General features: G+C 65.4%; 13 protein-coding genes and 1 tRNA gene. 7 read left to right on the forward strand and 7 right to left on the reverse strand.

Going from position 1 to position 20,964, the window contains the following annotated elements:
* From FJZ36_05825 to FJZ36_05850, 6 genes are all read right to left on the reverse strand, one after another.
* Positions 1–477: SIS domain-containing protein (locus FJZ36_05825; protein MBM3214415.1), on the reverse strand; the 477-nt coding region annotated here is incomplete at its 3' end.
* A 44-nt stretch (positions 478–521) separates the two neighbouring features.
* Positions 522–1,991, reverse strand: coding sequence for an aldehyde dehydrogenase family protein (locus tag FJZ36_05830; protein ID MBM3214416.1), 1,470 nt, complete (start codon positions 1,989–1,991; stop codon positions 522–524).
* A 95-nt stretch (positions 1,992–2,086) separates the two neighbouring features.
* On the reverse strand, positions 2,087–2,365 hold the full coding sequence (locus FJZ36_05835) for a BMC domain-containing protein (GenBank protein MBM3214417.1): 279 nt from the start codon (positions 2,363–2,365) through the stop codon (positions 2,087–2,089).
* A 90-nt stretch (positions 2,366–2,455) separates the two neighbouring features.
* Positions 2,456–3,259: a class II aldolase/adducin family protein gene (locus FJZ36_05840; GenBank protein ID MBM3214418.1), complete on the reverse strand. Its 804-nt coding sequence runs from the start codon at positions 3,257–3,259 to the stop codon at positions 2,456–2,458.
* A 109-nt stretch (positions 3,260–3,368) separates the two neighbouring features.
* Positions 3,369–5,327, reverse strand: coding sequence for a hypothetical protein (locus FJZ36_05845; protein ID MBM3214419.1), 1,959 nt, complete (start codon positions 5,325–5,327; stop codon positions 3,369–3,371).
* Positions 5,321–7,342, reverse strand: a complete 2,022-nt coding sequence (locus tag FJZ36_05850) for a glycogen debranching protein (protein MBM3214420.1) — start codon at positions 7,340–7,342, stop codon at positions 5,321–5,323. The genes FJZ36_05845 and FJZ36_05850 overlap by 7 nt, the downstream gene beginning before the upstream one ends.
* 79 nt (positions 7,343–7,421) lie before the next feature.
* On the opposite strand from FJZ36_05850, the gene FJZ36_05855 reads away from it, so the two are divergent.
* The 7 genes from FJZ36_05855 to FJZ36_05885 all read left to right on the forward strand — a co-directional run bounded on the left by FJZ36_05855 (position 7,422) and on the right by FJZ36_05885 (position 19,821).
* Positions 7,422–7,970 (forward strand): nucleoside deaminase, encoded by a 549-nt coding sequence (locus FJZ36_05855; protein ID MBM3214421.1) that lies wholly within the window; start codon positions 7,422–7,424, stop codon positions 7,968–7,970.
* A tRNA-Ser gene (locus FJZ36_05860) sits at positions 7,949–8,038 on the forward strand. The genes FJZ36_05855 and FJZ36_05860 overlap by 22 nt, the downstream gene beginning before the upstream one ends.
* 275 nt (positions 8,039–8,313) lie before the next feature.
* The gene (locus FJZ36_05865) at positions 8,314–10,698 is read left to right on the forward strand and encodes a hypothetical protein (GenBank protein MBM3214422.1); all 2,385 of its coding nucleotides are present in this window, start codon (positions 8,314–8,316) and stop codon (positions 10,696–10,698) included.
* 12 nt (positions 10,699–10,710) lie between these two features.
* Positions 10,711–11,658: a tRNA (adenosine(37)-N6)-dimethylallyltransferase MiaA gene (gene miaA / locus FJZ36_05870; GenBank protein ID MBM3214423.1), complete on the forward strand. Its 948-nt coding sequence runs from the start codon at positions 10,711–10,713 to the stop codon at positions 11,656–11,658.
* Positions 11,659–11,750: 92 nt separating this feature from the next.
* Positions 11,751–17,726: a hypothetical protein gene (locus FJZ36_05875; protein ID MBM3214424.1), complete on the forward strand. Its 5,976-nt coding sequence runs from the start codon at positions 11,751–11,753 to the stop codon at positions 17,724–17,726.
* 7 nt (positions 17,727–17,733) lie between these two features.
* Complete coding sequence (locus FJZ36_05880) at positions 17,734–18,792, forward strand: hypothetical protein (GenBank protein MBM3214425.1); 1,059 nt, start codon at positions 17,734–17,736, stop codon at positions 18,790–18,792.
* A gap of 36 nt (positions 18,793–18,828) precedes the next feature.
* The gene (locus FJZ36_05885) at positions 18,829–19,821 is read left to right on the forward strand and encodes a dipeptide ABC transporter ATP-binding protein (GenBank protein ID MBM3214426.1); all 993 of its coding nucleotides are present in this window, start codon (positions 18,829–18,831) and stop codon (positions 19,819–19,821) included.
* On the opposite strand, the gene FJZ36_05890 is transcribed toward FJZ36_05885, so the two are convergent.
* Positions 19,813–20,850, reverse strand: a complete 1,038-nt coding sequence (locus tag FJZ36_05890) for a hypothetical protein (protein MBM3214427.1) — start codon at positions 20,848–20,850, stop codon at positions 19,813–19,815. The two genes, FJZ36_05885 and FJZ36_05890, sit on opposite strands and share 9 nt — an antisense overlap.
* Positions 20,851–20,964: the final 114 nt, after the last annotated feature.

Consider the following 20,964-nt stretch of genomic DNA (forward strand, 5'->3'; position numbering starts at 1 on the left):
GTCCGAAGGCACGGTGAGGACGATGTCGCACAACTCGGCGAGCTTGCCGCCTGTGCGGCCGGTCATGCCAATGGCACGAGCGCCGCGCGCGCGCGCCGCCTCGACGGCTCGCAGCACGTTGGGCGAGTTGCCGCTGGTCGAGATGGCGACGAGGACATCTCGCGCCTCGACCCAGGCTTCGACCTGTCGCGCGAACACGTCGTCGTAGCCGTAGTCGTTGGCAATCGCTGTAACGGTCGAGCTGTTCGCTGTCAGCGCGATGGCTGGCAGCGCCCGCCTCTCTCGCAGGAACCGACCGACCAGTTCTCCGGCAAGGTGCTGCGCGTCCGCCGCGCTGCCGCCGTTTCCCAGGAACACCGTCTTGCCGCCGCTGGCATACGATTCGATCAGCATCCGCGCTGCCGCTTCGATCTGCGGCAGGAGCTCCTGCGCGACCCGGCGCTTCACCTCCGCGCTGGCGAGAAGCTGCCGGAGAATGTCGGTCTGCAACGCCGTGTCCTGTGCGGGTCGTCGAACCGCCGTCAGCCGCCGTGCGTATGGATCGAGAGGTTTGAGATGATGCTCATACGGCGTTCGATTGTGAAGTGGCGGGGTCGGGTGAATCCTTCACCGGTCTTTCCCGCGACCGTCATCGCCAGGAAGCCCTCGCCGCCGAGCCCGCCGCAGGTGAACGAGGGCCCGTTGACGACGAAGATGGTGACCTGCGCCGCCTGAGCGAACGTCCGGATGCGATCCAATCGAGCCGTGTGCAGCATCGCCGTATGGTGTCTGCCGCCTTCCGCCTTCACAGCGAGCGCCACCGCCTCTTCGAACGTCTTGGCGCGGACGATGGGGAGGACGGGCATCAGGAACTCATCCATGACCAACAGATGGTCGTGCGGCGTTTCGAGGATGGCGACCAGCGTATCCTTCGGCGCGCGAATCCCCGCAGCCTCCAAGATGACCCCTGCGTTCTTGCCGACCATTTCGGGGTTCGCATGACCGTCCTTCGCGACGACGCGCATCAGGAGAGGGATCTCGTGCGGCTTGACGAGGTAGCAGTCCGCATTGACGAGCTCGCGGATCAGCTTGTCCGCGACCGCCTCGACGACCATGCACTCCTTCTCGCCGATGCAGAGCAGGTCGTTGTCGAACGACGCCCCAGCGGCGATGTCCTTCGCCGCCTTCGCGATGTCCGCCGTCTCGTCGACGACCACCGGCGGGTTGCCCGGGCCGGCGGCAAACGCCTTCTTCCCGACGGAGAGCGCCGCCTTGACGACTCCCGCTCCACCCGTCGCGACGACGGCGTCGATGTCGGGATGCTCCATGATCGCCTTCGCAGTGCGCATCGACGGAGCTCCGACGGATGTGAGGACGTTCCGCGGGCCCCCGGCATCGACGATGGCGTCGTTCAGGTAGACCATCGTCTGAAGCGTGCACTTCGCGGCTCGTGGATGCGGGCTGAAGACGACCGTGTTCCCTGAAGCGACCATGATGATCGCGTTGTTGATGGCGGTCGATGTGGGGTTGGTCGTCGGCGTGATCGCGTTGATCGTGCCAATCGGCGCGCGCTCGATGATGAGCGCCCCGTAGTCGCCCGTGAGAGCCTCCGACTTGAGGTCTTCGACGCCCGGGCTCAGGTCGGCAGCGCCGGTGTTCTTCATCACCTTGTGCTCGGCGCGTCCGATGCCGGTTTCGCTGACGGCGAGATCGGCAAGCTCCTTGGCGTGCTTGCGCGCCGTCACGCGGATTGCCTCGATGATCCGCTTGCGGTCATCGATGCTGAGAGCGATCAGCTCCCGTTGAGCGGCATTTGCCGCTTCGACCGCGCCATCGGCGGAGAGGAAGATCCCGTGACCCGAGAGCACCGGCGTCCCGGCTCTGGAGTCTTCGTCCGATTTCGCGCCTTCGGACGCGCCAGGAGCCGTGGGCTCGGCGGAACCCGAACCCGCCAGCTTACCGACCACCTGAGCGACGATCTCGCGGACCCTTGCCTCATCAATGGATGCCATGGTGTCTCCTCAGAAGAGGCATAGGCGGCATCGCACCGACACCGCGCCGTTGCCGACGCAGGATGCGGCCGCCTCACGGTCGCGGAGGTCTAGCTTCACGATACGGAGGGCAGGATCGCCTCGATCTCGGAGTGCGGCCGCGGGATGACGTGGACGGACACCAGTTCACCGACGGAGCGCGCGGCTTCCGCGCCTGCTTCGGTCGCAGCCTTGACGGCACCGACATCGCCACGAACCATCACGGTGACCAGCCCGCCGCCGATCTTCTCCAAGCCGACGAGATGGACGTTCGCCGCCTTCACCATGGCATCCGCAGCCTCGATAGATCCCACAAGGCCCTTCGTCTCGATCAGACCCAGCGCTTCACCAGCCATCTGCACGTTCTCCTTGTTTCGGAACGCCGCCTCGCATCATCGGAGGCAGACCTCACGCCGTCGGAATCGGTCCATGGGCGATCATCGGTGTCAGAGCAGCCCGCGCTCTTTCAGCACTTCCGTCGCCACGCGCGTGATGAGCGCCGTCAACTCCGCGTCGCCAGCGGGCTTCTGCGCTGCGGGAGCCGGGCGCTCACGCTCTGCCTGGAGCGCCTGCATACGCGGCGTCACGTCGCACAGGGGAACCTTCTTTCCGTATCCCAGCCGGTCTCGCAGCTCCAGCAACTGGTTCGCCTGATCCGCCGTCAGCTCTCGCTCGCCGCCGAGACTGCGGGCGACCCACGTGATGTGCGCCGTGTGCTCCATCGTCTCCATCTTGTAGTAAGCCGACATCGGATCGGCTCCGACGGTCACCGCGCCGTGGTTGGCGAGGAGGATCGCGTCGCACGTCTCGATGATGCCGTCGATGGAGTCCGGCAGCGCCTGCGATCCGGGCGTGCCGTACGGAGCCAGCGGGATGCAGCCGAACGACACGATCGTCTCCGGCAGCGTCAGTTGGTCCAACGCGATGCCAGCGACCGCGAACCCCGTCGCGATGGGCGGATGCGCGTGAAGGACAGATCGCACGTCGGGTCGCTTGCGGTAGCAGTGGAGATGCAGCCGTATCTCGGACGATGCCTTGAGGTAGCCCTCGACCTGTTCGCCAACCAGGTTCACTTTGCAGAGCATGTCGGGCGTCAGAACGCCTTTGCTGACGCCGGTCGGAGTCGCGAGGATGATGTCGTCGGTCAGCCTTGCCGTGATATTGCCGTCGTTGGACGCGACATATCCCTTCGCATAGACACGACGACCGACCTCGCAGATCTCGTGCCTCAGCGCGCCTTCGTTGCTCATGGTGCTCTCTTGAGCGGTTGGGTGGCGGAGCTCGAACAGGCTCAGTCTAGCATGGGCGGCGGAACCGGTCAAGCAGGGGATCGCGCCGTCGCAGGCAAGAGCAGGACACTCAGATCCAGAAGATCCGGTTCCCCTGAGTGCCGGTTAGGAAGTCGATCACGAGCCACGTCCCATTGCAGACGAACTGCCCCAGGATGAACCCCAGAAAGATGGGTCTGCCCCGGCGGTAGAGGCGGATGCCGCCGATGCGCAGTAGGCTCCACTTCGCCAGCCACGCCACGAACACGGTGAACCAGAGGTGGTCCATCATCCAGATCGGTCCGATGGCGAAGCCGATGGGATGGAACGGGAACCACAGGAACCGTGTGCGGAGCCCCATCAGAAGCAGCATGCCTGCCGCCCCGACTCCCTTGAGCGCCCATCCCGCCATGTTGGGCGGCTCCGGGTTGAGCAGCTTGCCGATAACGAACTCGTACGGAGCCACTGCCCCGCCTCCGAAGAACCAGTCGTTGCCGTTCAAGCCGCCATGCTGATACGCCAGAGGCAGGTACGTCACGACCGACGACACGAACGCGACGACAATGGCGGCGACGATGCCCCAGAAGACCCGCCGTCGTCCGCCGGACACGCCTTCGACGATGCGGAGCCCGTTCGCCGTGGACGCCATGACGAAGGTGCGGATGTCGGCTCCCCATACGTACGTGAGCGCAAGCGACACGAGGCCTCGGGGCCCGATGGCGCGCGACCCGAATCCCGAGATGACGAACGACGATCCGATGGTGGATGCGACCGCCTCCGCCATCCCGCTCTCGGCGACGATGCGCGTCAGACCCAGGAAGAGCGCCATCGCCGCGCCGAGGAACGTCAGCGTAACCCACAGCGGCATTCCGGTCGCCGCGAGCCAACCCACCATGTAGAGAGTTCCGACGACGATACAGACGATCGCGGCTCGGTACGACATGATCTCGCCGGAATCGCCAACGTCCGTCCCGCTGCGCAGCGCCTTGCGCAACACATCCGCCAGATGTCGCCGCGCCGACCACAGCCCGCCCAAGACCAGGACGGTGATGGCTCCCATGCCCTGGTGGGCGAACACCGGTGAACGCGACCCGTAGATGCCGAGGTTCTCCGTCAGCCGCAGGTTGTAGACCTTCATCAGACCTCGTACGGCGAGGCTCAGCAGGTTGAAGAACCACATGCTGAACGCGACGTCGAGATGCACCAAGTAGAAGAAGCCCATGAGCGGCATCGAGACGCGGAAACGGAGATACTCGACGTTGCGGAAGATCGGGAACCCGATCTCCGGTTCGAGGTACGGAACTGTCGGCATGTAGTGGTGAATGCCTGTCAGGCTGCCAAGCCCAAACGCGATTCCGAAGCCGACCCACATCGCCGTCTGTCGGTAGATCGCCGCGTAGCCCTTGCCGTCATCGGACCCCGACATCTCCATCGGGAGCTGCGCCAACGGATACACGAGCCTTTCGTGTTCCATCCACTGCCGGCGCAGGATCACCATGAGCGAGATCGACACGACGTACAGCGCGGCGAGGAAGGTTCCCCAAGCCAAGAGCGGGCGAGCCCAGGCTCCCCATGGAACCTCGTGTTCCATGCCGGAGAAGCCTTCGTAGAAATCGCGGATCGTCTTGGTTCCCTCGGGAACCAACCACGATGGGATGTGCGGCTGGATCATCTCCGCCCAGCTGTTCTCCGCCGTGGCGAAGTAGAACGGCGACGTGATGATCGGCAGAAGCTGCGCCACGACGCCCATCGTCGGGATCGCGCAGGCGACCAGCATCATGACGTACATGACGCGCAGTTCGTCGCGCCCGTAAGCCCACTGGCGGCGAACCCGACCCAGCAGCGGATTGACGCCGGCGGTCCACACGAAGAACAGGAACACGGCGGCGGCGGCGCTGAAGTCGATCGCCATGTACGAACCGTGAATGACCATCATGTTCGTCGCCGTGCCGACGCCGACGAACGCGCAGAGCGCTGCGCCGGTGATGTACGCCCGCAGACCGGGAGGATGGGGTGGCGAAGAAGCGCTCACGTCGAAATGGCTCAGCATTCGCCGCCATGCTTCGGCGACGGTTGATAGGCGCCAGCGTCCCAAGCCGCGCGCAAGACCTCGGCAAGGCTCCAAGCCTGCCACGGACAGCCGCGTGCCCGGTGGGGCTCATGACCATCGTACAGCTCGGCGACGCCGCCGATACCGGGAGCGTCTCGATCCAGCGCCAGACGGTTCAGCCAGTCGGCGAGTTGGGCCCGGAACGCGTGTCCGTCGCCGAAGGCGTTGCGGTACGCCGTCACGTAGGGACCCCAGAGCCAACTCCACACCGGGCCCTGATGGTAGATCGAGTCGCGTCGTCGCGCGTCGCCGTCGTAAGTGGCAGCGTAGCCAGGATGGTTCGGCGGAAGGGTACGAAGCCCGAACGGCGTGTGCAGCGCGTCCGTAACGCGCCGCATGACCCGCTGCTCGTCGGCTCGATCCAGACACCGATAGTGCAGGCTGATCGCGATCACCTGATTGGGTCGCAGTGTGGGGTCGTCGCCGTCCGGACCGTCGATCACGTCGTAGAGCGCGCCGCTTCTGGGATTGGGGAACCGCGCTCGGAACGCGGCGCGGGCTCGGTCGGCGTCTTCGGCGCACATGTCCGCGTAGGAATCGTCGCCGTAGGTTCGCGCCAGGCGCTCCACGGTTCTCAACGCGCTGTGCCACAACGCGTTGATCTCGACCGGCTTGCCGACGCGCGGCGTTGCCACCCAATCGCCGATCTTGGCGTCCATCCAGGTGAGCTGCGATCCGGGGACGCCGGCATGGAGCAGACCGTCGTCGTCGACGGCGATCCCATACCGCGTTCCGAACCGATGCGCCTCCAATATCGACTTCAGAGTCGGGTACCACGAATCTCGGACGACCGGATCGTCTGGCACGTCAACCGCGTAGCGGCGGATCGCCTCGACAAACCAGAGCGTGGCATCGGCGGTGTTGTAGGAAGGGGTCTCGCCGGTGTCGGGGAACCGGTTCGGGATCATCCCGCCGTCGCAATAGGAGGCGAAGGCGTCGAGCACTTCGCGGGCGAGCCATGCCTCGCCTCGGGCGATTGTCAGACCGGGCAGCGCGATCATCGTGTCCCTGCCCCAGTCGGTGAACCATGGGTAGCCGGCGAGTATCGTCCACTGCGAATCTCCCCGGCGGACGATGTAGTCTCCGCCTCGGCGCACGGACTCCCGCAGGAAGTCGGCGGCGGGGGGCGATACCCAGTCGGCGACGACGATGGGACGCGAAGCCGACTCACGGCGTTGGCGTTCCGATGCCAGAAGAGTGTCACCGTCTCCGCTGAGATCGCACCCAACGCCGGCGACGACCCAGAAAGACGGGCAGTCGGGAGTCAGGCGACCGATGAAGGAGCCCGGGCTCCAATGATCTTCGAGGTGGTCGAGACCCCGCTCATCGGCTTCGACAGCGTAGCGCTTCTGTCGGACCCACCACGAGTCGTGCGACACCGCTGCTCCTGAATGACGCATGGCGAGCGGCGGGTATCGGGCGGGCGGGCGGTACGTGACGAGGTCGGCGGCGGCGTCCAACGGGCGCGAGAGCGTCGCGTCCTCGCGCTGGAGGGCGTGATAGTCGCGCCATGCCAGGTGAGGTCGCGCCTCGAAAACCCCGCCTGCGCCTTCGAGCAGTCGGTAGACGACGACGACCAGGTTCCTGCCGTGGATCGATGCGACCGACTTCTCGATCCGCGTGCCGTCCGGCAGCGCGAAGTGCCACGTCGGATAGGGATATGCGTCGAACCGAACGATGTGCCGGTACCCATGCGGGTGAACGGCGCCTGGGTACGCGTGCGACGCTAGCGACCACGACGCACCGTCGGCGCTGTGCAGCGTTTCGTCCAAAGCCGCCAGTGTCACGGTTCGGTCTGTGGGTGGACGCAGCGATGCGACGAGCAACGCGTGGTAGCGGCGTGTCGCGATGCCGGACACGGTTCCCGAGGCGAAACCCCCGATCCCGTTGGGCTCCAGCCATTCGAGTCGGGTCGCGCGGCGAAGGTCTTGGCAGACGTCGGCGCCGTAGGTCATTCAGTCCTCCGCGGGGTGTCCGGAGCATGCCACCGTCGGCGCGTCGGCGCACGCCGTCGGAATCTGACTTGAACGCGCGATGATTCCGCGACAGAATATCAGGGAGCTCGCCAGAAGGCGTGGGCACACGGTCTTGGAGGCGAGAGTGTTTTATCCCACCGAACAGGACTCGGCGTGGATGCGCCTCGCCATCGAAGCCGCGCGGCGAACGACGGACGATGTGCCGGTGGGCGCCGTGATTGTGGTGAGCGGTCGCCTCGTCGGCGAGGGCTGGAACCGTCGGGAGTCGGATCGGGATCCGACGGCGCATGCCGAGATCGTGGCGCTCCGGCAAGCCGGACTCGCGCTGGGGCGGTGGAACCTTGAGGGTTCTACGCTCTACGTGACGGTCGAACCGTGCGCCATGTGCGCGGGCGCGATCTGGCAGGCGCGCGTATCGCGTGTCGTCTACGGCGTGCCCGAGCCGCAGGCCGGAGCGGTGCACTCGCGGTACGAGCTGTTGTCCGATGGTCGGTGCGGACGTACGGTTGCAGCGGTTGGCGGCTGCTGCGAAGATGAATGCCGCGAGCTGTTGCGGGCGTTTTTTCGGGGTCGAAGGCTTCAAGCGGAGAGGTGCGAGAGCGGCTGAATCGGGTGGTCTCGAAAACCACTAAGGGGGAAACCCCTTCGAGGGTTCGAATCCCTCCCTCTCCGCCATTCGATCTCCATCACATGCGCCCATGACATGGAACGCCGTGCCGACATGGTTGTTCCGGCTCACCGATTTTCTGCGCCGCGCTTCGCGTTCTTCTCAGCCTCGTAGCGATGCCCAGGCTGAGCGCTGACTGCCTGCCTACTCACGAGCGTGCGAAAGGGCGCGGGTTGGTCCACTCGATCCGGCAACCAGGAATGGCACAGCCTGAGTGGTTCCCGCGCGTCCGACCTGAACCCCCAGCGATCCCAGTTATTAGACTTCCGGAGAGAGACCCCTCATGGGCAGCGGCTTTGGGAGCGTTTCCGTCATGCGGCGGGGCTCGTCCGTCACAGTGCGGAACAGCGACCTTCAGGTGTCCTACGACCTGCTGACGGGCTTGTGGAGCTACGCCGACTCGAGCGGCTTCGAACTCATTCGCGGCGTCTGCGCGAAGTGGAGGCAGACCGACGGCAAGGTGCGAGCGACGTCCGACGCGTGCCTTCGGAGCTTCCACGCCGCCGAAGCGACGTCTGACCGGTTCGGCGACGGAGCCGAAGTCGTCTTCTCGCACGCGGTGCAGGGCGACTCCCTCCGAACCGAAGTGGTTCTGAACGTCTACTCCGACCTGCCGTTCGCAATCGTCTCCGTGCGGGTATGCAGCGAGGGCGACCGACCGGTGTCGGTGGACCGGCTCGCGATCGTGGAAGTGCCGAGAGCCGACGGCAAGCCCGTTGGTGGTCTCTACCTCGGCAGCGAACCCCCTGAGTGCCTGGTCTACCTGAATGGGTCGGGGCACGTCGCCCGAGGGTTCCAGACCATCCGCGACGGCGTCGTCTATCCAGACTCCCTTTCGACGGAATACATCTCAGACGGTATCGTTCTGCACCCCAGAACGCAGCGCTCGATTGCGTTCGGGTTTCTCGCGGCAGAGCGTTGGTGGAGCGGAGCCACCGTCGGCTACGAGAGCACTTCCGAGGAGGACCGTTCTCAGCACGGAATCGGGACATGGAGCGTGTTCCAGACGTGCGATGGAGCCGTCTGCGAACCGGGTTCCGAACTGTCGTCGGAGCCGCTCTACATCAACGTGAGCACGCCTGCAGCCGAAGCGCAGCGCCACTATGCTGCCGTCGTCAGCGACCGCTTGGGCGAGCCGATCACCGAGCCACCAGCCGTCACGAACACGGTTCGGGTTGGCGAGGGCTCGCCGCCCGCCGCAGAGCGCGTCCATTCCGTGCTGACGTGGCTGGGCAGGCACGGGGGCGCGTTCGTCATCGGAGACGGAGGTTTGCGGCATCTGCGCTTGATGGGCGACTGGAGTGCCGGCGGGCAGAAAGAGCTGACGCGCAACTTCCCGGATGGCGTTCGACCCGTCGTGGAGGCGGCTCACGGGCAAGGGCTGGGCATCGGCGCTGACCTGCACACGTTCCTGATCGACGGCGAGGTGGAGCCGGCGTTCAAGCCTGCGGTTCTCCAACTTCGGAACAGTCAACCGGCGACCTTCTCGTCCGGGGCATCGACCAACTGCGTCGCGCTCGATCCGACGCATCCGCTGACGCGCGACTATCTCAGGAAGCGCCTGTCGGTCGTCTATCGCGACTGGGGCTTCGACACGCTCCACACGTCGCTCTTCCCGTTCCGCGATCTGGCGGCTGACGATGTCTCCCGGTTCCGATGGCATGGACGAAGCCTGACGCGGATGCAGATCCTTCGCGCTGCGTGCGAGCTGCTTCTCGACGTCAAGGACGAAGTAGCTCCGGCGGGCCGTCTCGGACTGGCGGACATGCCCCAAGGAGTCATCCTGGGTGGATCGCACCACAGCAGCGCGGGTCTCGACCTCTACTACGAGGGTAGAGCGGCTCTCTGGGAAGGTCAGTGGGGACTGCGCGAGTTCCTGCGCGCCTACGCGGCGAAGTGGTACACGCAGGGCTACTGGTGGGATATGGAGCTGGGCCCCCTGCGCTTTATCGAAGGCAGACCGCGGAACGAGAGCCAGCTTCTGATGACGCTCGGCATCCTGTCCGGAGGTCATCTGTCGTTCGCGGACGATCTGGCGACGCTCGAAGCCGATGAGAGCGACCTTCTCGCCAAGTGTTTCCCGCTGATGGGGATGATGGCGCGACCCGTGCCGCTCCAGGAGGGCGTGCACACCTACGGATGGACGCAGTCGGTCGAGGCGTCGTTCGGGTCGTGGGAGGTGCTGGCGCTGCTCAACCTGTCCGACGTTTTCGAGGATGTCGATGTGCAGTTCAGCGATCTGAACCTGAACAAGTCGAAGAACTACTTGGCGTACGAGTTCTGGGACGGACAGTTCTTCGGCTCCTATCAGCGCACGTTCTCGGTTCAGGCGCTTCCTCCACGGTCGGCGAAGCTGTTCGTGCTCCGTGAGGAGACGGAAGCCCCCTGCCTGTTGGCAACCGACTTCCACGTGTCCCAGGGCAAGGTCGAGTTACAGACGCTCGGGTGGGACGAGCGCAGCGAGACACTGCTGGGCGTGTGCCAGGCGCTCAAGAAGGGGCGCGGGACGCTCTCGTTCCACGTTCCAGAGAACCGGGTGCCCGTCTCCGTCGCCGCTGCGGGCTCCAAGTACTCCTATGAGTGGCGACCTCCGGTCTACGAGCTCCACCTCGCCTTTTCAGGGCAACCGGTTCCGTTCAGCATCCGGTTCGCCCGTTCATCGGGTTGACGGATCGGCGTTATGTCCGACCAGGGCTCGCTCCTGCTGGCGATCCTCGGACCGACCGCGGTGGGCAAGACCGCCGTAGGCATCTTCGTCGCGGAAGCGCTGGCGGGCGAGATCGTGTCGGTCGATTCACGCCAGGTCTATCGTGAGATGGACATCGGAACGGCGAAACCGACCCCCGATGAACAGAGCCGCGTCGCGCACCATGTCATCGACTGTGTGCGCCCCGATGAGCCCTTCTCGGCGTCCAACTTCCAGCACCGAGCCGATGTGGCGATCTCCGATATCCGGTCGCGGGGCAAGGCTGCGATCCTCGTCGGCGGGGCTGGGCTGTATTTCAGGGCCCTGATGGACGGGCTGTTCGAGGGCCCGTCCGCCGATGCCGAGATACGCGCCCGGCTGAACGCGGAAGCCGACGAGCAGGGCAGCGAGCACCTCCACCAACGGTTGACCGAGCTCGATCCCGAAGCCGCCGCCCGGATCCACCGAAACGACCGGATGCGCATCGTTCGCGCTCTGGAGGTCTATGAACTGACCGGCACGCCGATCTCGGAGCTACGGTCCCAGTGGGACGGCGAGCCCCGATACCGGTGCGTCGCCGTTGGGCTGCGGCGACCCCGACCCGAGCTGAACCACCGAGCCAACGAACGCGTGCGGCAGATGGTCGCCGGAGGATTGGTCGACGAAGTGCGAGCGCTGCGGGAACGATATCCACGGGGTTTGCGAGCGTTCCAGGGGTTCGGCTACCGAGAGCTCTGGGACTCCCTCGATGGGCGGATCACGCACGACAAGGCGGTCGAACTGCTGAAGCGGAATACGCATCAGTACGCGAAGCGCCAACTCACCTGGTTCCGGTCGGATCGGCGGATCCGCTGGCTCGACCTGGGCGAGCACGAAGCCCCGACGGACACGGCGGATCGCGTGCTGGCGCTGCACCGGGAGGCGCTGTCAACGCTCACCTGACCGGCGACGTTCTTGACGCGACAGTGCGCTGACCGTATATTCCCGTCGCCAAGCCGCTTCGTCAGAACGAAGCGACCCGCACAAGGACTGCCATGTTCCGTTCACGTAGGATCGCGTCTGTACTGCTCGCCCTGTGCGCGATCCTTGCGACGGCGACAGCCAGAACCGCGACGCGCGCTCAGAGCCCCCCAAGCGACGACGCCCTTCCCCAAGTCGAACTGATTCACACGACGGCATCCGACCGCTCCGGCGTGACGGTGGAGTGGGTAACGCCGCAGCCGGTTCTGTCATCCCATCCGGCGGGCGACGCCTACGCGTCGGTTGGCTTCCGCGATGGGCAGCCGTCCGGGAAAGCCGGTGAGCCAGAGCTTCCCGTCGGTCGGATCATGGTCGGCGCTCCTCCCGGAGCCGCCGTGAGCGTTCGCGTCACTCCGGGCCCACCCCAGGACTTGGGCGTCCGCCGGATCGGACCCGTACCAGAGCTTCGGGTGGTCTCCGAGCGTGACGGCATCCAACGAGTCGAGCCGTCGTACCGAGAGGATCGGGCTGTCTACGGACGCGCCGGGTACGCGCCCGCATCGCTGGCTGCCATGGTTCTGGACGGGACGATGCGCGACCGCCGTGTCGTGCAGGTCGAGGTTCGACCCGTGCAATACGAGGCGTCCACCGGCAGACTGCGCTACTTCCCGCGCATGACCGTCCGCGTCGATTTCGGACAATCAAGCGGCTCGGACACCGTCCGTAGTCGTGTCAGCGACTCTCCTGACTTCGACGACTACTTCGCTCGGTTGCTGGTGAACAACGACGCCGCGAAGGCGTGGCGTGCGACTCCAGCGCGCGTTGCGACCAGCCCAGCAGTCGAGACGGGCGCGGCGGTGAAGCTGTTCGTCTCGCGAGCCGGCATCTATCGCGTGACTGGGAAGGCGCTCGCGGCATACGGGTTTGATCTAAAGGGGGTGGTTCCCCACAACCTGCGGATGACGCGCGGCGGCAAGGAGATTCCGATCTACATCAGCGGCGACGCGGACGGACGGCTCGACGAAGGCGATAGCATCGACTTCCTGGCCGTTCGTCCGGCGAGCCCGTGGTCCAAGTACGACGTGTACCGTCTCAGCGTCGGAACCTCGCGCGGCTTGCGGGTTGGGGAGGCTGAGGGCGCGCCACGGAACCCGATCGCGAGCCTCATCCCGTCGTTCCGGTCGAAGATCCATTTCGAGCAGAACAAGCTCCACTCCATCCTCCAGCACGTGACGCCCGAGGAAATCGTTCCCAACGACCCGCACGCCTGGTTCGAGGCGCGCGATCACTGGTATTGGTTCGGCGTCAAGAACGGCGAGGATCGAAGCGAGGCGACTGAGCCCTTCGCTCTCTATGATGTCGCCAAGACCTTCGACGCGCCCCGCGTCGATCTGCTGCTTCAAGGCGGAACGCCCGTGAACCACGACGCGCTCGTGACGGTGAACGAGGCGAAGATCGCCCGTGTGACGGGATGGGCGAAGCAGGACGAACGGCGCATCGGAAGATACCTGCAGCCGGACGCGCTCGTGGATGCCGTCCAGGGCGACAACACGATACGCCTGATGCGCGTCGATGCCAACGACGACGACGACCTGGACAACTATCCATATCACTTCTATGTCAACTCGATGGACATCGAGTACACGCGGCTCTTCCGTGCGGTGACGGACGAGCTCTACTTCGCCTCGCCGGTGTCGGACAAGCCGTGGGAAACGCGCCGGCGCAACACGCTCGAATACGCGGTCACCGACTTTCTCGACAACGGCATCGCCGTCTACGAACACAACGGGCAGGCGCTCATCACACGGCTTCGCAACGTCGAAGTGGAGCGGCAGGCGGTCTCGCTCGAGATGCGACAGCGGCTGAACGCCATCCAGCGGCGGCGGAACGAGCGCGAGACGTCGCCAAGTGTCATGTACGCAGCTCGGTTCCAAGCAATGGATACCCACGACACCCAGTACGTGGCGGTGTCGGCGAAGGGCGTCTTGGAGCCCGATATCATCGAGCTCGACACGCCAGCGAATCTGCGGGATCCCGGTCTCGGCGCAGACTATGTCGTCATCTACCACCCACGGTTCGTCGATGCGGCGCAGAAACTCGTCGATTGGCGCAGCAGTCGGGGCGGCGGAGGGCATCGCGCACTTAAGATAGACATCACGGACATCTATGACGAGTTCGGGCATGGGATGGTCAGTGACCGCGCGATCAAGGACTTCCTCACCTACGCATTCGTGAACTGGCAGGCTCCGGCGTTGGCGTACGTGACCATCCTCGCGGACGGTACTTGGGACGTCTACGGGACGGATGCTCAACGCTATCCGGAGGCGCCGGAACGCATGGGCTTCGTTCCACCCCACTACGTCTGGTCGCTGTTCGGGCAGAGCGCGGCGGATCACTGGTACTCCACCGTGAGCGGAATCGACCCGCTGCCGGATTTCTTCATCGGCCGACTGCCGGTGGAGGCGGTGGACCAGGCGAACGCCGTCGTCGACAAGATCATCCGCTACGAGAGCGCGCCGCCGAACGGCTCTTGGCGTCGGCGCATCCTGTCCGTGGCGGACGACGACACGACGAACTCGGGTGATTTCATCTTCCGACAGAGTCTGTCGGACATCAGCCAAAACCACACGCTGCTGGGCTATGAGACAGTGAAGGTCTTCCTCGAAGACATCATCGACGAAGTGAAGTCCATCCCCGACAAGTTCAAGGGCAGGCGAGCCGCCCAAGTCGCCAGGGAGCGGATCGTCGACAGCCTCAGCGATGGAGCCATCATCTCGCAGTATGCGGGGCACGGAGGCAGACAGGTCTGGGCGCACGAGATCATCTTCGACAATCCAGCCGTCCAGACCCTTCGCCCGACGGACCGCATCTCTTTGATGTTCGTTTTGAGCTGCTACAACGGCTACTTCGACGCGCCAGCGGAACCCAGCCTAGCGGAGAGCCTGCTGCGGCTGCCCCAAGGCGGCATCATCGCCATGGTCTCGGCAACGCGCCTGACGTTCGGCAGCGGCAACGATGCTCTGAACCGCATCGTCTTCGATGACATCTTCAAGCGGAACGCGCGCTCACTCGGAGAGATCGCCACGACATCCAAGAGCCGTCTGCTCGTCGAGCAGGGGCTGTCGCATCTGGAGACGATGCAGCAATACACGCTCTTCGGGGACCCAGCGACGCGACTGCACCTGGCGGACTACGACATCCAGCCCGCCATCGCCGAGCGGTCTGTACAACCAGGAGGGAAGCTGCGAATCGCAGCCGGCAACATTCTGCGATCCACCTACGACAGCGCGACCGACTCCCGGTCCTACTCACCGATCACGGACTTCGATGGTAGGCTCGTCGTCACGTCGCGGTTCACGCGCCAAGTGACCGGGGAGCCCATCGAAGTCGCGGCGGAGGGCACCGTTACGCGAGGCGCGTTCGCGGAGGTGGTCCTGACGGTTCCCCTGGATGCGCTGCCAGGCAAGGCGCAGGTGGAATACTACGCCGAGTCTGCCACGTCCCTTGCCGTCGGGGGCTCGACGTTCGCCGTGTCGGAGCCCGTCATCGAGCAGGTCGATATCGGTGTGGAGAGCGGCGCGATCCGTTTGGCGCTCCGCGTCGTCGACGACCGAGAGGTCGGTTCCGTCGAAGTCGAGTGGTACAGCCGCGGTGGGCGGGGGTGGACGATGACGCCTCTCCTACGCGACACGTCGCGCGGCAATGGCTGGTACGCCCTCGCAGTGAAGATACCGAAACCCGAGCCGGGCGAGTCGTTCGACTACATCCTGCACATCGCCGACACCGATGGTCACTCGACATCGACCGATATCGTCCGCTATACGCCCGTTGAGATACCCGACTGGCGCGTGCTGCCGTCGGAAGAGCGACGTGAGCCGCTGATCGGGTACGTGCTCGATCCGTCGCTGGGGTGGGCAGTCACGGTCAACATCGAGAACTTGAACGACATCTCCACGGACGTCCCGCTTCCGGTGGCTTTCTACTTGGGCAACCCGGACACCGACCGCGATGGACAACCAGACGGCGATGCCCGTCGGATAGGCGTCGCGACGATCTTTCCTACGTCATGGCGCAAAGGCGATCCTCTCGGTCCTCCCCCCGACCCTGTGACACGTCTGCGCACGTCGCAGGCGCCGCTCAACACGCGCTGGACAGCGCATGCCAGGTTGGCGGCTACTCTCGACACAGGAAACCATCTCATCTTCGCCTGGGTAAATCCGCCCGACGTCGCCAACCGCGCCTCCGGTGAGCGCGACACGTCGAACAACATCAGCTCGAGGCTCATCGAGGTGAACTCGCGACTCGCGGGCGACAGCAGCATGTCCCTGGCGAGCCTCGACGATGCGTTCCGCATCGATCTGCCGTCTGATGCATTCCCACAGCCGAAGGTCGTGTCAATCACAGGAATGACGGCTGCGCCGACCGGGCAGCGCCTTCTGACAGCTCTGCCTCCGGTCTCCGGTTCCCATGCATACCGCGCGAGCGCTGACGGCGAAGAGCTGTCGTCACGAGCGCGTCTGGAACTGCACTTCGACCTGTCCGCGTTCCGACGCAGCATCATCGAGCGGATCGGGCTCGCGGAGACGCCCGAAGAGGAGTGGACGGAACAGGACCGCCAGCTTCTGGCGGAAGCGACGAGATCGGCGCTGGCGACAGCCGCCATCTACCGATGGCTGCCAGATCAGGAGCGCTGGCGTCGGGTCGAGGACTCGGCTCTCATGCGTGAGGCGGACCAGACGCCTCGCGTCGCGATGCGGCTTGCGATCCAATCGTCGGGCGTATCAGCGGGTCCTCCGCCGGCGATCGTGCTGGACGGCACTCGCGTTCGGGAGGGCGATTGGGTCGCGCTCTTCCGAGGGCCCATGGTCTACGACCTCTACCACCGCTCCGGCTCCGAGGCGCTCGCGCGCGTCGCGCAGTCGGTCGCCGTTCTGAACTCGACGACGGCGCCGATCCCAGCCGAGCTCGCCGAGTTCCCAGCGTTGGTGCTGACATTCGAGCAGCGTCCGCGCAGATTCGGCGATGTGGTGAAACTGCAGACGGCTCCAGCGCCGGACGGCTCTAGTCAAATGGTCGCGCGATCCATCTTCGAGGGCTCCATCGGCAACGGCGTGGTGCAGTCGCTGTCGGTCGATCCGAACGCCGGGAACGCGCTTGCTGGTTCAGACCCTTGGATCGTGTTCTTCGTCACCGATTCGGAGTACGAGGTGCGATCCGCGACCGGTGCGCTGATGAGCGGCGGGCAGCCACGGCGCGGCAAGACGGGCGAGGTGTTCTTCGACGCCACGACGGGTCTGCGCATGGCGCTGCTGGCGGGATCGATCCCCTACGAGGCAGGCGACGTCATCCGCATCACGTCGAAGGAGACGGGGGCAGTACGGGCGACGACTCCGTCACTCGGGGCGTTCGCCGTCTTCACGAGCCAAGACGTATCGGCGCCGACCATCGCCGTCAGTGTGACGGGTCAGGACTTCGCGGCGGGCGACCCGGTTCCCCCGGAGCCTCGGTTCCACGTGGTCGCGTCTGACGACAGCGGGATCGCCCTGACCGACCTCGCGCTGACGCTGAGCCACGACGGAAGCGAGTTTATGCCTGCGCCGCCGGACCAGACGCGCGTTCTCGCCGCGCCGGGAAGCGGGCAGGTGATGGTTGACTACACGCCCGACTTGGAGCCCGGCGACTACGTGCTGCGCATCGTCTGCCGCGATCTGGACGGTCGAGAGGCGACGAGCCAGACGCCGTTCCGGGTCGCCGCATCGTCTGAGCTGCGCAGCGCGCTGAACTACCCGAACCCGTTTCGCACCCACACCGATCTGGCGATCGAGGCAACCGGCGAGATCGACGAACTCACCGTGCGCGTCTACTCGCTCGCCGGGCGAGTTGTTCGCGACCTGTCGCATCCGCCGTCTGCCGGCTTCGTACGGATCCGCTGGGATGGGCGCGATTCGGATGGGGCAGAGGTTGCCAACGGCGTCTACTATGCGCAGGTGCGCATGAAGGCGCGCGGCAAGTCGCACACGGAGATCATCAAGCTCCTCAAGATGAAGTAGGGACAGCGTGGACTGGCATCGCGAGTTGCCTCGGAATCGCAGTCGAGCTACATGGCGGCGGATCGCCGCTGTCTGTCTGCTCGCCATCGGCGCCCTGGCTGGGCGCGCGCGTGGAGAGACGGCGTTTGCCGGCGAGTTCCTCACGATGGGCGTCGGGGCTCGTGCGCTGGCAATGGGCGGCGGCTATGCGGCTCTGGCGACCGATGCGACCGCCGCCTACTGGAACCCGGCGGGACTCGGACAACTGAAACGCTCCGACGCGTCGTTCATGCACTCGACGTTGTTCGGGCTGGACAGCTACGACTATCTCGCTGTCGCTCGACCGTTCGGCGACTCGGTATGGAGCGCCTCGCTGCTGCGCGTTGGCGTGGGCGACATTATCCTGACGACGGTCAAGGACCCGACCAGCCCGGTGAGCTCGGTCAACCGCCCGTTGAAAAGCGGCACGGCATCGATCGCGAGCAACGCAGTCGGGATCGGCTGGGGTAAGCAGATCCTGGAAACAGGCGGCAATGCTCCGCGCGGCGTCGTCTACGCCGGAGCCTCAGGCAAGCTCCTGTTCATCTCGTCCGGCGTTCCCACAGGCACGAACGGCTTGGGTGTCGGCGGAGACGTGGGGTTCCTCGGCGTATGGAGAGCCGGGGACGGCACGCGCTTCCGCGCGGCGGTCAACGGACAGGATTTCTTCCGCACGAACATCTACTGGAACACGGTTCCGCGTCAGGGAGCGGCGTCCCACAAGGACACGATCCTCCAGAACGCGAAGATCGCCGCCGCCGTGTCGCAGAGCGCTCCGGGCGGCTCCGTCGTCACGATCAGCGCGGAGACGGATTCCCGCCAGGAGTTCGAGATGCACTATGGCGCGGAATGGGCGCTCGGCGAGGCGCTCGCCCTGCGAGCGGGCTTGCAGGAACGCAAGTCGTCCGCTGAGACGCTCCGCGATGTGACCGCCGGAGCGGGACTGCAGCTCGGGTTCGTCGGCGGCGAGTCGTTCCGTGTGGACTATGCGTTCACTGGCGGTGATCTCGGCGGCAGCCACCGCGTGTCACTCGGAGTGCGGTTCTGACCATCCGCTCTCGATTCGGCTGCCGGTAGGTAGGCGATGCCAGCCCTCTTGGAAGTCCGTGACCTCATCAAGCACTACCCGATCCGGCGCTCGCGGGGCGAGCGTCGAGGCGTCGTGCGAGCCGTCGATGGCGTCTCGTTCGAGGTGGGTCGAGGCGAGACGCTCGGACTCGTCGGCGAAAGCGGCTGCGGCAAGACGACCGCAGGCAGGACGCTGCTGCGATTGGTGGAACCCACCAGCGGCGACGCGCGCATCGTCTCGGATGGCGGCGAGCGCGTCTCGATCTTCGAGCTGCCGAAGTCAGACCTTCGAGTGCTTCGGCGGCGCGTCCAGATGGTGTTCCAGGACCCCTATGGGTCGCTGAACCCGCGCATGACGGTCGGCGGGATCATCGGGGAGCCGATCCGTATCCACAAGCTGGTTCCCAAGGCTGAGATCGGTTCGCGCGTTCTCCATCTGCTTGAGGTCGTCGGTCTCGATCCCCGTCATGCGCTGAGGTATCCGCACGAGTTCAGCGGCGGGCAGCGTCAACGCATCGTGATCGCTCGCGCGCTGGCGGTCGAACCGGACATGATCGTCGCCGACGAGCCGGTATCGGCTCTGGATGTGTCCGTGCAGGCTCAGGTGATCAACCTGCTGCACGACTTGCAGGGGCAGTTCGGGCTCAGCTACCTGTTCATCTCGCACAATCTGAGCGTCGTGCGCCATATCGCGGATCGGGTCGCGGTGATGTACCTCGGCAGAATCGTCGAATCTGCCGCCAAGGGCGAGCTCTACGGGAACCCGCTCCACCCCTACACGCAAGCCTTGCTGTCCGCCGTGCCGGTGCCGGACCCGACGAGGCGACGCGATCGCATCCTGCTTCGGGGCGATCCGCCGAGCCCGGCGAACCCTCCGTCTGGATGCCCCTTCCACCCGCGATGTCCGATTGCCGTCGCCGAGTGCGCCAGCCGTGTCCAGCAGTTGGTGACAGTCGCCAACGGACATTCCGTCGCGTGCCATCGAGCGACCAGTTCCGACTCAGCGTGAGAGCGATGCGGCAGCGATGACGGTTCCATCGTCGTCGCCGACCGTTCGGCGGAACCGGACGCTCGCCTCCAGGTTGCCGTCGGATGGAGTCGATAGCGTGCGCTCCCAGACGGCGCCGGACGCGAGGCGGTTCCCCGACTCAAAGCTGAAGACGACCGTGTGCAATGGCACACGCCCATCGGTGATCGCCAAGACTGCCTCTCGGTAGGCTCCCCCCGGGAAGAAGTGACCCGCCTCGTTCGTCAGACGTACGGTGGCAGTGGAACTGTCTCCGAGGACCTCCAAGCGGACAGCGCTGCGGATGACTTCGTCGTTGTGCGCGCCGGGGAATGAATGGTCGCCGACCCAGCGGACCGGGGGCAGCGGAGCGGTTTCCGCCAGCGACTTCTCGACGGGAGTCATGTGACACGCTTGACATGGAAACGCCGACTGACCGTACTCGCTGGTCTGCCAGGAGTGGTACTGGTCGAACTCCTCCTCCTGACCATGGCACGAGGCGCATATCTCCGCCGTCTGGAACGAGTCGTTGCGGACGGACACGTGCCCGGGCGAGTCTGCCTCGTAGGGCCCGTGCATCGTCCATTCCTCTGCCGTTGCGTCCTGGTGACAGACGATGCAGGAAACGCCGGCATCGCGGACGTCCGTCCGCAGCGCCGGTCGAGCGCCGATCCCGGTTCGCAGCACCAGGTCGGGCGCGTGGCACGGCAGACACTCCGCGCGCGAGTAGTTCTCGGACAGCTTGCGAAACGTCTGGCTGGTCCACGATTGGGCGTGGCGAGACTTCAGCCAGGCGTCGTAGATGTCCTTGTGGCATGAGCCGCAGGTCTCGTTGTCGCCATGGAAGGAGACGGCGGGCTCCGATACGGCAGACACATCCGACACGGCGACGGGCGCTGGTGGGGCTGGAATGGCTGTCGGACGTGCGCAGGATGCTGAGACGAGAGCCAATGCCAGTGTTCCGAGCGTTCGCGGAAGCCAGGTTACCATGCAGATGCTCCGGAGGGGTTCTTGGCGAATCGTCGGAACCATACTCCCGTGGCGCAGACCGCGCCCTTCATGGCTTGCGCGCTGGACGGGCGGCGGCTAGAATCAGATTGGGAGTTCATGCCGAGGGCTGCCGGTTCCCACCCGATGATCGCACGG

The sequence above is a fragment of the Candidatus Poribacteria bacterium genome (assembly GCA_016866785.1).
In the GTDB taxonomy this organism is placed as follows: domain Bacteria; phylum Poribacteria; class WGA-4E.

What these genes read in the sequence shown, in the direction of transcription:
- FJZ36_05830 (MBM3214416.1), bottom strand. Translation starts at nt 1,991, where the DNA reads ATGGCATCCATTGATGAGGCAAGGGTCCGCGAGATCGTCGCTCAGGTG.
- FJZ36_05835 (MBM3214417.1), bottom strand. Translation starts at nt 2,365, where the DNA reads ATGGCTGGTGAAGCGCTGGGTCTGATCGAGACGAAGGGCCTTGTGGGA.
- FJZ36_05840 (MBM3214418.1), bottom strand. Translation starts at nt 3,259, where the DNA reads ATGAGCAACGAAGGCGCGCTGAGGCACGAGATCTGCGAGGTCGGTCGT.
- FJZ36_05845 (MBM3214419.1), bottom strand. Translation starts at nt 5,327, where the DNA reads ATGCTGAGCCATTTCGACGTGAGCGCTTCTTCGCCACCCCATCCTCCC.
- FJZ36_05850 (MBM3214420.1), bottom strand. Translation starts at nt 7,342, where the DNA reads ATGACCTACGGCGCCGACGTCTGCCAAGACCTTCGCCGCGCGACCCGA.
- FJZ36_05855 (MBM3214421.1), top strand. Translation starts at nt 7,422, where the DNA reads ATGATTCCGCGACAGAATATCAGGGAGCTCGCCAGAAGGCGTGGGCAC.
- FJZ36_05865 (MBM3214422.1), top strand. Translation starts at nt 8,314, where the DNA reads ATGGGCAGCGGCTTTGGGAGCGTTTCCGTCATGCGGCGGGGCTCGTCC.
- miaA (MBM3214423.1), top strand. Translation starts at nt 10,711, where the DNA reads ATGTCCGACCAGGGCTCGCTCCTGCTGGCGATCCTCGGACCGACCGCG.
- FJZ36_05875 (MBM3214424.1), top strand. Translation starts at nt 11,751, where the DNA reads ATGTTCCGTTCACGTAGGATCGCGTCTGTACTGCTCGCCCTGTGCGCG.
- FJZ36_05885 (MBM3214426.1), top strand. Translation starts at nt 18,829, where the DNA reads ATGCCAGCCCTCTTGGAAGTCCGTGACCTCATCAAGCACTACCCGATC.
- FJZ36_05890 (MBM3214427.1), bottom strand. Translation starts at nt 20,850, where the DNA reads ATGGTTCCGACGATTCGCCAAGAACCCCTCCGGAGCATCTGCATGGTA.